The organism is Sphingomonas limnosediminicola (assembly GCF_039537965.1).
Lineage (GTDB): Bacteria > Pseudomonadota > Alphaproteobacteria > Sphingomonadales > Sphingomonadaceae > Sphingomicrobium > Sphingomicrobium limnosediminicola.
Genome location: NZ_BAABBM010000001.1, coordinates 1,897,501 through 1,910,150 on the forward strand (window position 1 = coordinate 1,897,501; position 12,650 = coordinate 1,910,150).

At 64.3% G+C, this 12,650-nt stretch carries 11 protein-coding genes and 1 tRNA gene; 7 read left to right on the forward strand and 5 right to left on the reverse strand.

What is annotated here, in order from left to right; genetic code table 11:
* Nucleotides 1–123: 123 nt before the first annotated feature.
* Nucleotides 124–200, forward strand: a tRNA-Met gene (locus ABD704_RS09540).
* A 72-nt stretch (nt 201–272) separates the two neighbouring features.
* Here the strand turns inward: ABD704_RS09540 and ABD704_RS09545 are convergent.
* The 3 genes from ABD704_RS09545 to ABD704_RS09555 all read right to left on the reverse strand — a co-directional run bounded on the left by ABD704_RS09545 (nt 273) and on the right by ABD704_RS09555 (nt 4,594).
* The gene (locus tag ABD704_RS09545) at nt 273–1,952 is read right to left on the reverse strand and encodes a sulfatase family protein (protein ID WP_344699451.1); all 1,680 of its coding nucleotides are present in this window, start codon (nt 1,950–1,952) and stop codon (nt 273–275) included.
* 153 nt (nt 1,953–2,105) lie between these two features.
* Entirely contained in the window at nt 2,106–3,350 is a 1,245-nt protein-coding gene (locus ABD704_RS09550) for an ammonium transporter (RefSeq protein WP_344699453.1), read from the reverse strand.
* Nucleotides 3,351–3,424: 74 nt separating this feature from the next.
* Nucleotides 3,425–4,594, reverse strand: a complete 1,170-nt coding sequence (locus ABD704_RS09555) for a M48 family metallopeptidase (protein WP_344699454.1) — start codon at nt 4,592–4,594, stop codon at nt 3,425–3,427.
* A gap of 86 nt (nt 4,595–4,680) precedes the next feature.
* On the opposite strand from ABD704_RS09555, the gene ABD704_RS09560 reads away from it, so the two are divergent.
* The gene (locus ABD704_RS09560) at nt 4,681–5,706 is read left to right on the forward strand and encodes an ATP-dependent DNA ligase (protein WP_344699455.1); all 1,026 of its coding nucleotides are present in this window, start codon (nt 4,681–4,683) and stop codon (nt 5,704–5,706) included.
* Entirely contained in the window at nt 5,703–6,284 is a 582-nt protein-coding gene (locus ABD704_RS09565) for an alpha-ketoglutarate-dependent dioxygenase AlkB (protein WP_344699456.1), read from the forward strand. Before ABD704_RS09560 ends, ABD704_RS09565 begins: the two co-directional genes overlap by 4 nt.
* Here the strand turns inward: ABD704_RS09565 and ABD704_RS09570 are convergent.
* Nucleotides 6,281–7,162 carry an arginase family protein gene (locus tag ABD704_RS09570; protein WP_344699457.1) on the reverse strand — a complete coding sequence of 294 codons (882 nt, stop codon included), beginning with the start codon at nt 7,160–7,162 and terminating at the stop codon, nt 6,281–6,283. The two genes, ABD704_RS09565 and ABD704_RS09570, sit on opposite strands and share 4 nt — an antisense overlap.
* A 41-nt stretch (nt 7,163–7,203) precedes the next feature.
* Between ABD704_RS09570 and hutI the strand changes: the two genes are divergently transcribed.
* From hutI to hutH, 4 genes are read left to right on the forward strand one after another with little or no spacing between them, the layout of a single operon-like run.
* Nucleotides 7,204–8,415 (forward strand): imidazolonepropionase, encoded by a 1,212-nt coding sequence (gene hutI, locus ABD704_RS09575; RefSeq protein WP_344699458.1) that lies wholly within the window; start codon nt 7,204–7,206, stop codon nt 8,413–8,415.
* On the forward strand, nt 8,408–9,016 hold the full coding sequence (locus ABD704_RS09580) for a Pr6Pr family membrane protein (RefSeq protein ID WP_344699459.1): 609 nt from the start codon (nt 8,408–8,410) through the stop codon (nt 9,014–9,016). The genes hutI and ABD704_RS09580 overlap by 8 nt, the downstream gene beginning before the upstream one ends.
* A gap of 30 nt (nt 9,017–9,046) precedes the next feature.
* Nucleotides 9,047–10,708 carry a urocanate hydratase gene (hutU, locus tag ABD704_RS09585; RefSeq protein WP_344700525.1) on the forward strand — a complete coding sequence of 554 codons (1,662 nt, stop codon included), beginning with the start codon at nt 9,047–9,049 and terminating at the stop codon, nt 10,706–10,708.
* Nucleotides 10,705–12,204: a histidine ammonia-lyase gene (gene hutH, locus ABD704_RS09590; RefSeq protein ID WP_344699460.1), complete on the forward strand. Its 1,500-nt coding sequence runs from the start codon at nt 10,705–10,707 to the stop codon at nt 12,202–12,204. The genes hutU and hutH overlap by 4 nt, the downstream gene beginning before the upstream one ends.
* Here hutH and ABD704_RS09595 read toward each other — a convergent pair.
* Nucleotides 12,201–12,593, reverse strand: coding sequence for a DUF2147 domain-containing protein (locus ABD704_RS09595; protein WP_344699461.1), 393 nt, complete (start codon nt 12,591–12,593; stop codon nt 12,201–12,203). The genes hutH and ABD704_RS09595 overlap by 4 nt on opposite strands.
* Nucleotides 12,594–12,650 lie beyond the last annotated feature (57 nt).

Consider the following 12,650-nt stretch of genomic DNA (forward strand, 5'->3'; position numbering starts at 1 on the left):
GGTTCGAGAACCCATTCACAGTTTCAAAAAGCCGCTGCCGGTTCACCGAGCGGCGGCTTTTTCGTTTCTGAGCCTGAACCCAGCGCGCGTGAAGCGTGCCGGGTCTCCGGCTCAGCTAATTGGCGCGGGGTGGAGCAGCCCGGTAGCTCGTCAGGCTCATAACCTGAAGGTCGCAGGTTCAAATCCTGCCCCCGCAACCAACAGATAAGCCGCCTTCGGGCGGCTTTTTTGTTGGTAAACGCAATGGCGGGCTTTCGATCGCCGGACCTTCTTCAGAAGCCCTTCATCGTCTCCGCAGAGATCTCCCAGCCGCCCTCGATCCCGGCTGGCACCATATCGCCCGGATCTTCGCCAACTTCAGCGTCAATCAGTCGGGTCAGTTTCTCGCTCATCGCCAGCATCAAGTCATTGCGGGGGGCATCCCCGGCCGCGAGATTATGCTGCTCATAGGGGTCGCTCTGCGTGTCATAGAGTTCCAGATCGTTGAAGTGCCGCATCTGCTCCAACGTCACCGGACGGTTGTGCTGCATCGGCGAGAAGTAACGCGAGAACACATAGCGGCCATCGAAGACCGAACGGATGGCGCCGCGCTTCCGCAGGTCGGGCAATATCCCCGCCTCCTTGAGCTCGGTTCCCTTGCCGCCCTTGTGGATGAAGTCGAGCGCACGGAAGGCAAAGTCTCCGTCGACATAAGCGAGCATGTTGAAGTTGTAGAGCGCCCCTTCCCGTAGCGCATTCAGGTCGGCTGCGCCCGGGTTTGCCAGCAGCGGCGAGATGTCTTTGCCAGGAAGGTCCTTCCCGATCGCCGCCTTCTTCTCTGGGACGGCACTGGTCATCGAGACGAACGTCGGCGCAAGGTCGAGGTGCGACGTCAGCGCCCGGCACTCGCGGCCCCCCGGAACGTCCGGGTGGACGATGATCAGCGGGACATTGTTCTGCTCGCGATAAGCCGTGCCGCCCTTGGCATGAAGCTGGTGCGCGCCGTCGAGATCGCCGTGATCTGCCGTGTAGATGACGATCGTTCGGTCGGCCTGCCCCGAAGAGTCGAGCTCGGCGAGAAGGGCGGCGACATTGCGGTCGGCATCTCGAAGACAGTTCAGGTAATTGTTGTGACGCCGACGCCAGCGCGCATCGTCCTTCGGATTGATCGGCGCGACGAGGGCATCGTGCGACCTCATGTAATCGGCATGGCAGGGCGGACGACCAGGTTCGTCCAGCGGCTGGTTATGCGTCACGGGCAGGTCGAACCCCCACTGCTTCGCATAGAGGGGATCGTCGGGGTCGCGGCTGAGCGGCGCAACGCCTGGCGGCGGCCCCATCGGCGTGCTCGGATCGCTGGTATCGAAGAACATGACGTCGTGCGGATTGACGAAATTAACCGCGAGGAACCACGGCTTGTTCTGATGCGCCAGCGCTCGGCCTTTGCCTCGCAACCAGCTGCCAGCCATCGCCGCGGTGATGCCGTCATGCAGGTATCCGCCCTGTTCATGGGCGATGATGTCGCCGATGCCGAAATAGTCGGAGAAGCCGTAGGCCTCCATCTCGGCGGTAAAGATCTTCGTCGGGGAGCCGAGCTTGTTTACCTCCTCGAACTCCTTGGTCATGTGCCACTTGCCTTTGTAGGCCGTGTAGTAGCCCGCCTCACGGAGCAGGTCGCCGACCGTCGGCTTGTCCGGGTCGAGGCTCTGGATCCAGGGGAAGTTCGTGTTGTCGAACATCTTGGTCTTCTGGATGTGCTGACCGGTGTAGATGACCGAGCGCGAAGACGTGCAGACGCACGACGCAATTCGATGATTTGCGAAATAGGTGCCGGCCTTGCGGAGGCGATCGTGAGCCGGGAGTTCGTACCCGTCCGGAAGTTCGCCTGGCCGGAAATGCCGTTCCTGATCCGTCAGGATGAACAGGATGTTGTAGGGGGCTTTTCCGCTCTCAGCCGTACCACTGGTGCTCACTATCCTCTCCCGAAAAAACGCAAGGCCAAGCTTGCTCCGGGTCAGGACTAAGGGCGGGTTAAACGGAGGTGCATCAGGACTTCCACCGATCAGCGCGCAAACGACCGAGGAGAGGGTAATCCCCGATCGGGCGCGCCTTGAAGCGCCTACTTGCTAAAAGTTGTATGCGCGCTCGCCATGGTCGGCGATGTCCAGGCCTTCCCGCTCCGCATCGCGCGCATGCCGCAGCGGCATGACAAGCTTGACCAGGAAAAAGCACAGGGCGGATCCGGCGGCAGACCACCCAATCGCAACGCCAACCGCGGCCAGCTGCGCCACCAGCTGATGTCCAAGCGCATAGTCAGTCGCGCCATGCCCACCAAGGGCGGGTAAGGCGACGATGGCAGTGCCGATCGAGCCGGTGATGCCGCCAAGCCCGTGAATGCCGAAGACGTCGAGGCTGTCGTCGAGGCGGAAACGGTTCTTCAGCGACCCGACGAAACCGTAGCAAACCAGGCTCGCCGCGAAGCCCAGCAACATCGCGCCGATTGGACCGCTTTCACCGGCCGCCGGCGTCACGGCGACCAGTCCGGCCACCGCCCCGGAAGCGCCGCCCAGCATCGACGGCTTTCCCGAGATGACGCGTTCCGCACCCATCCAGCTCAGCGCGCCGGCGGCAGGCGCGACCAAGGTGTTGATCAGCGCAATCCCCGCGAGGCCATTGGCTTCCAGCGCCGAACCTGCGTTGAACCCGATCCAGCCTACCCACAGCAAACCGGCGCCAACCATCGTCAGCGCCAGCGAGTGCGGCGGCATCGCTTCCCTGAGGTGACCGATCCGCGAACCGGCGAAATAGACGCCGACCAATCCGGCGATGCCCGAATTGATGTGCACGACCGTGCCGCCCGCAAAGTCGATCGCGCCGACCTTGAACAGCAGTCCCTCGCTCGCCCACACCATGTGCGCAAGCGGCGCATAGACCACCGTCAGCCACAAGGCGGCGAATACCATCATCGAGGAAAAGCGGACCCGCTCGACCAGCGCGCCGATCACCAATGCGCCGGTGATAGCGGCGAAGCTCATTTGGAAGGCAGCGAAGACCAGCTCCGGAATCGCCTTGCCGCTGGCCCCAACCGCCCAAGCCGACGTGTCGGTCATGCCGGCGAAACCCGCCTTCGACAGACTTCCGATCAGCCAGTTGCCGCCGCTGAAAGCGAGGCTGTAGTCCCACAGTACCCAGGTCAGGATTGCCACCGCGGCAATGCCGAGCACCTGGCTCATCACCGACAGCAAGTTCTTTGCACGGACGAGGCCGCCGTAGAAGAGTGCGAGACCCGGCAGGATCATCAGCATCACCAGCGCCGTTGAGACCAGCATCCACGCCGTGTCGCCGCTGTCGATCACCAGCTGCCCCGCCATCACGCCTCCCGCTTGCTGCAGCGCACAAGCTAGCTGCGCGGAGGCAGCGGGCCACGTGAAAGGTTCACATCATTTCAGGGCGTCGGCGGCTCCGGGTGCGCGGCCTTCCATTCCATCGCGCGATGGACCCGATCCTCCACCGACGGGTGGTCGTAGAAGAAGACTTCCTCGATCTTGTTAGGCCGCGGATAGCGATATTCCGCCGTCTTCACCAAGGCGGTCGAAAGGGCGTCCGGCCTGTTCTCCGTTCGCAGCGAATAATCGTCGGCCTGAGTCTCCAACGTTCTTCCAAACGTGTTGAGCAATGGCGAGGCGAGCAGCGCGAACAGGGAGATCATGAAGAACAGCACGGGAATGCCGCGTGGATCGCTCAGCTGTGCACTGGTCCCGAACCAGCGCGCGAACGGCGGATACAGTCGGTCGGCCAGCCAGAAGAGGACGATCGCGAGCGCAGAGAAGAACAGGATGCCCCACCAGGTGTGCTTCAGCACATAGTGGCCGATTTCATGCCCGGTGACGGCCCGCACCTCGTCCAGCGAGGCGTTTTTGAGCGCGACGTCGGAGATAGCGACGCGCGCCGTGTTGCCGACGCCGCCGGCATTGGCGGTGAAGTTATTGGACTGCCGAGACCCGTCGAACATGAACACCCGCTCCGGCGGGATGCCTGCGCGCTGGGCCATACCGACGACCGCGTCTCGCACCTGTCCCGGCGGCACGGGCTCGTATTTGTTGAACATGGGCTCGATCAGAACGGGTGCCAGCAGCATGATGAATGCTAGGCCCACCGCGGTCAGTCCCGCAGACCACAGCCACCAGCGCTTCGCCGCCCGGCGCATCAGCCAATAGACGCCGATCATGAAAAGCGCGGTGATCAGCGCGCTGACGAAATTCGACAACGCCGCCTGGCCCAGGAAGTCACCAAGCGGCTGGCTCGTCCTCCCATAGCCCTTCTCGCGGAAGTAGCTTTCGTAGAGCGTCCACGGCACCGTTATCAGCGCGGATAGGATGAAGTAGACGAAGGCGATGACAAAGGCGCGCAAGTTCTTGCGGCGCTCCGGGATCTTCGCCTCGATCCGGTCGAGGGCTCCCGACCTCACAATCAGCCACGTGACGAGCGCACCAACAAGGAGGCTCCAGAACAGCATCCATTCCTTGCCGATCGTGTAATCATGCGCCTTCTGCAGCGCCGCCGGCCCGAGACTATCGATATATCGCGCCGTCGCTGCGTTGGGATCGAATGCCATATGTCCTCCACTTTGGGCCGGGAGCGTAACAGTCGTTGCGCCAATCGCAACGGGAACGACTGCGAAGGGTAGGCGATTGTCTGCAGGTGGCGAAAAGCAATCATATGCTGGCGCCGATGGAGGCGCTGCTTGCGGTCGAATTGCCCGAGGGCGACGGCTGGCAGTTCGAGCCCAAATGGGACGGCTTCCGCTGCCTTGCGCGGCGCGAGGGCGACGAGGTCACGCTGACGTCCAAGTCCGGAAAGCCGCTCGCGCGCTACTTCCCCGAAGTCGTCGAAATGCTGCTCGGCACCAAGGGGCGGCAATTCATGCTCGATGGCGAGCTGATCATCTCCGTCGGCGACGTCCTCTCGTTCGACGCGCTGCAGATGCGGCTGCATCCGGCGGAGAGCCGGATCCGCAAGCTCGCGGTTCAGACGCCGGCTGAGCTCATGGCGTTCGACCTTCTGGAGGTCAGCGGCAAGGGCCTGCTCGAAGAACCGCTGTCGAAACGGCGCCAGGCGCTCGAAAAGTTCATGGCGTCGAATAAGCCCGCCGGCCTGCGGCTCTCACCCGCCACGGCTGACCGCAAGACAGCCATCGATTGGCTCAAGCGGAGCGGGGGAGCACTCGACGGCGTGATCGCCAAGCGGCTCGACCTCGAATATCGCTCGGGCGAGCGGGCGATGATCAAGGTCAAGCAACAGCGCACCGCAGACTGCATCGTTGGTGGATTTCGATATGCCGAAAAGAAGAAGGAAGTCGGCTCGCTACTGCTCGGGCTCTACGACGATGATGGCCTGCTTCATCATGTCGGTTTTACTTCCGCGATCCCATCCGCCGATCGGGCGCCGCTGACCAAGAAGCTCGAAGCCCTGATTGAAGCGCCTGGCTTCACCGGCGACGCACCGGGAGGCCCGAGCCGCTGGGCCAACGCGCGCTCGGCGGAATGGCAGCCGCTCAAGCCCAAGCTCGTCGTCGAGGTTCGCTATGACCAGGTCACGGGCCGCCGCTTCCGCCACGGCACGGGCTTCCTGCGCTGGCGCCCGGACAAGAGCCCCAAGCAATGCACCTTCCAGCAATTGGCGCCCGAGCTCCGGCCGTCCGAGCTCAAGGAATTGTTCGGCCAATGAGCCTACTGTTCGACGAGCCGTTTATCGGCGGCCTGCGCTATCGAAACGACGTCATCACCGAAGACGAAGAGCAGGCGCTCCTCGCGCGGCTGATGCCGCTCGACCTTGCGCCGTTCAGATTCCACGGCTGGCTCGGTAATCGGAAAACCCAGAGCTTCGGCTGGCGCTACGATTTCGACGACGCGAGCTTCACGCCAGGAGAGCAAATGCCCGACTGGTTGAAGCCGCTCCGCGAGAAGGCGGCCGCTCTCGCGGGCCTTCCGCTCGACGAATTCGTCCAGGTCCTCGTCGCGCGATACGACCCGAGCGCGGGCATTGGCTGGCACCGCGACCGCGATGTATTCGAACGGGTGGTCGGAATCTCGCTCAACACCCCCGCCACGCTTCGCTTCCGCCAACGCACCGCTAGCGGCTTCCGCCGTGCCAATGTCGAGGTCGAGCCTCGCTCCGCCTACCTGCTGTCGGGCGAAGCCCGCCACGACTGGGACCACAGCATCGCGCCCGGCGACCAGCTACGCTTCTCCATCACCTTCCGCACGCTTTCGGATAAAGGACGCCGTATCGCCGCCGACGCCTAGCGCATCTCGAAGCCGGCAAGGCACTCGGCAACCCAACGCGCGGCCGTCAAAGCGCTAAGATCCGTCGCGTCGAGCGAAGCATCCCATTCTGTCAGGTCAATGACGCGAACGCGTGGATCGGATGCCAGCCACCGAACTGCGCTGAAAAAATCCACGACCCGCATTCCACCCGGTCGGGCTCCCGGTGCGCTGGGGAATTGCGAGCGGTCGATGACGTCGATGTCGCAATCGACAACGATCGCCTGGCAGTGACTCACATGGTCGAGCGACTGGCCGATTGCTTGGGCGATGCCGTTGCGGTGCACTTCGCCGATCGTGACGACGAAATTGCCGGCAGCGACCGCGTCCTCGTGCATCTCGCGGCTGTTGGCGAAGCTGGCGAGGCCCACCTGCGCGATATTTGCGCCGGGCAAGCCATCCTCGATCAGAGCCCGAACCGGGTTGCCGTTGCCGAGGCCTGCGTCGAGGTCGCGCATGTCGAAATGGGCGTCGAGCGTGATCAGCCCGACCTGTTTCAGGTCGACCCCAAGCCCGAGCACGCCGGGCCGCGTCACGGCATTGTTTCCCCCGACCAGCAAGGTCAGCGAATGCGCTCCCGCGCTCGCAGCAACCGCCTCGCGGATGTACGGCGTGGCGTCTTCGATGCTGAGGCCGTCGATCGCGACATCACCGCGGTCGGCGACTTTTGTCGAAAGCTCGCGCCCGCTTTCGATGTCGTAGCGCCCGATCCGACGCAGCGTCTGCCGAAGCAGTCCCGGCGCCAGATCGCAGCGCCCCGGCGTCACCGATCCGGAAGCGAGCGGCGCGCCGACCAACCCCACGGGCGCCTCGCCATGCGAGGTCGAAACGAGGTCGGAAAGGTTGGGCCAGCCTGACATCGCTTTGACCGTAGCAACTCGGCTCGCTTAAGTGCAGCGCTATGTGGGACCGCCTCCTCGTCGACTGCAACATCGCTTGCCTGGAGGATCGCCCTGGTAGCCCGCTCGGCCTGATCGAGAATGGCGCAATCGGGATCACCGACGGCAAGATCGTTCGGGTCGGCAAGCGCACGGAGCTTGCTGGATATCGGGCCAAGCAGGTCGACGCACTCGGCGGCGCGTGGGTCACGCCCGGCCTGATCGACTGCCACACGCACCTGGTCTTTGGCGGCACACGCGCCGACGAGCACGCCATGCGCCGTGCTGGCGCCACCTATGAGGAGATCGCCAAGGCCGGAGGCGGAATCGCGTCGACCGTGGCCAGGACCGCCGCCGCGTCGGACGACGAGCTACTCGATCAAAGCCGCCGTCGCCTGCATGCGCTGATGCGCGGGGGTTGCACGACCATCGAAGTGAAGTCTGGCTACGGGCTCGACACGCCGAGCGAGCTGCGGCTGCTCCGGATCGCCGGCCAGCTGGGGAAAGACGAAGCGGTGCGCATCGTCCCGACCCTCCTCGCGCTTCACGCCTTGCCCGCGGACCAGAAGGATCGCCGTGCCCACTACGTCAGCGAGATCGTCGACAAGCTGATTCCGGAGGCCGCGAAGCAGCGCATCGCGACCAGCGTCGACGCCTTTTGCGAAGGCATTGCTTTCACGCCCCAGGAAGTCGAGCGCGTGTTCAAGGTCGCCGCGCACCACGGCCTCAGCGTGCGCCTCCACGCCGAGCAGCTTTCAAATCAACATGGCGCTGCGCTAGCGGCCAAGTACCGCGCGCTCTCCGCCGACCACCTTGAACACCTCGACGAGGTTGGCGCCAAGGCGATGGCGGCGGCCGGTACCGTCGCGGTGCTGCTGCCCGGCGCCTTCTATGCGCTGCAGGAGGAGCGAAAGCCTCCGGTCGCCCTTCTGCGCAAGCACAAGGTGCCGATCGCCGTCGCCACCGACTGCAACCCGGGCACCTCGCCGATGCTGTCGCCGACGTTGGCAATCAACATGGCGTGCACCCTGTTCGGCCTTACGCCGGAAGAAGCGCTGGCCGGGATGACCGTCAACGCCGCCCGCGCGCTTGGACTCGCGCATTCCATCGGCACCATCGCCGCGGGCAAGCAGGCGGACCTGTGCGTCTGGCAGATCGAAAGCCTGAGCGAGCTTGGCTACTGGGTCGGCCTACCGGGACCGGAACGCCGCATATTTGGGGGAAAAGATGCCTAGAGCTGCCGCCGCGATCGTCGCGATTGTCTGTTGGGCGGGGCTGGCAATCCAGTTTGCCGCCACGTTCTCCGGTGCGCACGACGCAGCTACTGCCGTCTGGATCCTCGCGCGTTTCTTCACCGTCCTGACCAACCTCTTCGTGGCCATCGCGATGACCGCAGTCGCCATCGACCGGCCGGTTTCCGCGCAAATCCTCGGTGGGCTGACGCTGGCAATCATCCTGGTCGGCGTCGTCTACATGACGCTCCTCAGAGGACTATTGCACCTCAGCGGCGGCGCGATGCTTGCTGACACCTTGCTTCACAAGGTTTCACCCATAGCCATGGCACTGTGGTGGCTGCTGTTCGCACCGAAAGCGCGGCTGAAATACAACGCGCCGATCTGGTGGGCCGCTTACCCGCTTGCCTATTTCGCTTATGCGCTTGTGCGGGGTCATTACGAGGGGCGCTACCCTTATCCCTTCATCGATGTCGGCAAGCTCGGCTGGCTCCAGACCGCGATCAATGCCGGCGGCATCGCGCTTGGTTTCATCCTCGCCGGCTATGCGCTCGTCTGGTTCGACAGCTGGCGCCCACTTGGGTCGAAGCGCGCGAAGGGCTAGAGGCTCCGCGAGCAATTGAGCGGGGACAATTTGACCGACCGTCGCGACAACAGCAGGCACATCCGCGCGCGCCGCGGGAGCGAGATCAAGGCGAAAGGCTGGGCTACCGAGGCAGCGGTCCGCATGCTGATGAACAACCTCGATGACGAGGTTGCCGAGGACCCGCAGAGCTTGGTTGTCTACGGCGGAATCGGCCGCGCTGCGCGCAATTGGGAATGTTTCGACAAGATCGTCGAGGTGCTCGAGCGGCTGGAGGGAGACCAAACGCTGTTGGTCCAGTCGGGCAAGCCCGTTGGCGTCTTCCCGACCCACAAGGACGCGCCACGCATCCTCATCGCCAATTCGAACATCGTTCCGAAATGGGCGAATTGGGAGACGTTCAACGAGCTCGATCGCAAGGGGCTCATGATGTACGGCCAGATGACGGCCGGCAGCTGGATCTACATCGGCACGCAAGGCATCGTCCAAGGCACCTTCGAAACCTTCGCCGAGATGGGCCGCCAGCATTACGGCGGTGACCTCAAGGGCAAGTGGATTCTGACCGCAGGCCTCGGCGGCATGGGCGGCGCGCAGCCGCTCGCGGCAGTCATGGCGGGCGCCCATTGCATCGCCATCGAAGTGCAGGAAAGCCGGATCGAGAAGCGTCTCGAGACCCGTTACCTGGACAAGCGCGCGAGCAACATCGACGAGGCGCTCGAAACCATCCGCACGGCCACCGAGCCGACCAGCGTCGGCCTGCTCGGCAACGCCGCCGAAATCCTGCCGGAGATGCTGAGGCGCGGCATCCGGCCCGACGCCCTCACCGACCAGACCAGCGCCCACGACCCCGCCAACGGCTATTGCCCCGCGGGCTGGCCGGTCGCGAAATGGCAGGAGATGCGCGAGCGCGATCCCGCGGCCGTAGCCGAAGCGGCCAAGCACTCGATGGCGCGCCACGTCGAAGCCATGCTGGCCTTCCGTGCGATGGGCGTTCCGACCTTCGACTATGGCAACAACATCCGTCAGGAAGCCTTCGACGAGGGTGTCACGCACGCCTTCGACTTCCCCGGCTTCGTCCCGGCCTACGTCCGCCCGCTGTTCTGCCGTGGCATTGGCCCGTTCCGCTGGGCCGCGCTGTCAGGCGATCCGGAGGACATCTACCGCACCGACCAGCGCGTGAAGGAACTGATCCCCGACGACGCGCACCTGCACCGCTGGCTCGACATGGCGCGTGAGCGGATCGCGTTCCAAGGTCTTCCCGCGCGCATCTGCTGGGTCGGCCTCGGACAGCGTCACCGCTTGGGCCTGGCCTTCAACGAAATGGTACGGAACGGCGAAGTCTCGGCACCGATTGTCATCGGTCGCGACCATCTCGACAGTGGCAGCGTCGCCTCGCCCAACCGCGAGACGGAGAGCATGAAGGACGGCAGCGACGTCGTCAGCGATTGGCCGCTGCTCAATGCCCTGTTGAACACGGCGAGCGGCGCAACTTGGGTCTCGCTTCACCACGGCGGCGGCGTCGGCATGGGTTATTCGCAGCACGCCGGCATGGTGATCGTCGCCGACGGCACCGACGATGCCGCGCGCAGGCTCCAGCGCGTACTGTGGAACGACCCCGGCACCGGCGTCATGCGCCACGCCGACGCAGGCTACGACATTGCCGTCGATTGCGCGCGCGAGCAGGGTCTCGACCTGCCGATGGTCGGCAAATGAAGCTCGATCCCGAGAACATTTCGTTAGGCCAGCTCCGCGATCTTTGGGCCGGTGCGGAAGCGCGCCTAGACGATGCGTCGTTGAGGCGCGTCGGAGATGCAGCAGCGTCGGTCGGCCGTATCGTTGCCGGCGGCGAGACCGTCTACGGCGTCAACACCGGTTTCGGCCTGCTCGCCAACACGCGCATTCCCGACGAGCGGTTAGCGGAGCTGCAGAGCAACCTCATCCTCTCGCACAGCGCCGGGCTCGGTGATCCACTTCCGCGGCACGTCGTCCGGCTGATGATCATCCTCAAGCTTCTCGGTCTGGGCCGCGGCCATTCTGGCGTCCGCACCGTTGTCATCGACGCGCTCCAGACGCTCGTCGACAAGGACGCGATGCCGGTCATCCCGTCGCAAGGCAGCGTCGGCGCCAGCGGCGACCTCGCGCCCCTCGCGCACCTGATATCCGCGCTCATGGGCTACGGCCGGATCGACCTCGCCGGGACCATTCTGCCGGCCACCGAGGTACTCAAGCGCATCGGCCTCGATCCGCTCGTGCTCGCGCCCAAGGAGGGTCTCGCCCTAATCAACGGCACGCAGGCCAGCACGGCTTTGGCACTCGACGCCCTTTTCAACGGCGAGCGCGTGTTTGCGGCCGCGATTGCCGCCGGCGCCCTGTCGGTCGATGCGCTGAAAGGAAGCGCCAAGCCGTTCGACCCCCGCATTTCCGAGCTTCGCGGTCAGCCCGGCCAGATCACGGTGGCCGCTGCCATCTCCAGCTTGCTCGACGGCAGCGAAATTCTGACCAGCCACGTCCAATGCACCCGCGTCCAGGATCCCTACAGCTTCCGCTGCCAGCCGCAGGTGATGGGCGCCGCGCTTGACCTGCTGCAGAACGCGGCACGAACGTTGACCATCGAAGCCGGCGCGGTCACCGACAATCCGATCCTCTTCCCCGATGACGATACCGCCATCTCCGGCGGCAATTTCCACGCCCAACCCGTCGCTTTCGCAGCCGACACCATCGCGATAGCGTTGTGTGAGGTCGGATCGATATCCGAGCGACGCATCAGCGTCCTCGTCGATCCGAAGATGAGCGGCCTGCCGGCGTTCCTGACACAGGACAGCGGCGTCAATTCAGGGTTGATGATCCCGCAGGTCACAGCCGCGGCCCTAGTCAGCGAGAACAAGTGCCTCGCTTTTCCGGCAAGCGTCGATTCCATCCCGACGAGCGCCGGCCAGGAGGATCATGTTTCGATGGCCCCGATCGCCGCGCGCAAGGCCGCGCAGATCGCGCGCAATGCCGCAGGAGTCATTGCCGTCGAGCTGATGGCGGGGGCTGAAGGCATCGATTACCACGCGCCGTTGCAGACCAGTCCGAAGCTGCGAAACGTGCACGACAAGGTGCGTGCGCTTTCGCCATACTTCACGGCCGATCGCTATTGGGCGGACGAAATGGCTGCGCTTCAGGCAGCCGTTCTTGCAGGGGAATTCGGGACGCCGGTACTCGGTTAGATCCGGTCCCAGTTGGTCGTCTTGCAAATGAAACCGAAGACGCAGCCGCGCACGTTGAGGCGGTTGGGGTTCACCTGCCTGATCGTGCCCTTGGCGTTCATGTCGCGGTCGGCGACATAGACGTTGGCGCTATATCTGCCGGCCCCGCTCGGCTGGATATTGTCGATGACGCGCAAGCCGAGCAATCTTTCGCCGCTGCCGCGCTGGGCCTTGGCCTGCTGCTTTGCCGACGCCTTGATTACCTTGCCGCACAGCGTGGGGCCACAAGGGGCGATCAAGATCACCATCTTGCCGTTCTTCCAGCGCCCCTCGAGGCTGCTTTTGGCGGTGGCCGTGGCCGGCGCCGTGAGTGCAAGGAGAAGCGCAAGGATTGAAAATACACGTTTCATCCGGCCCGCCTAATGGAACTTTGGGGCAGAAATGGAGCCCTCAGATTGCGCTGGCAT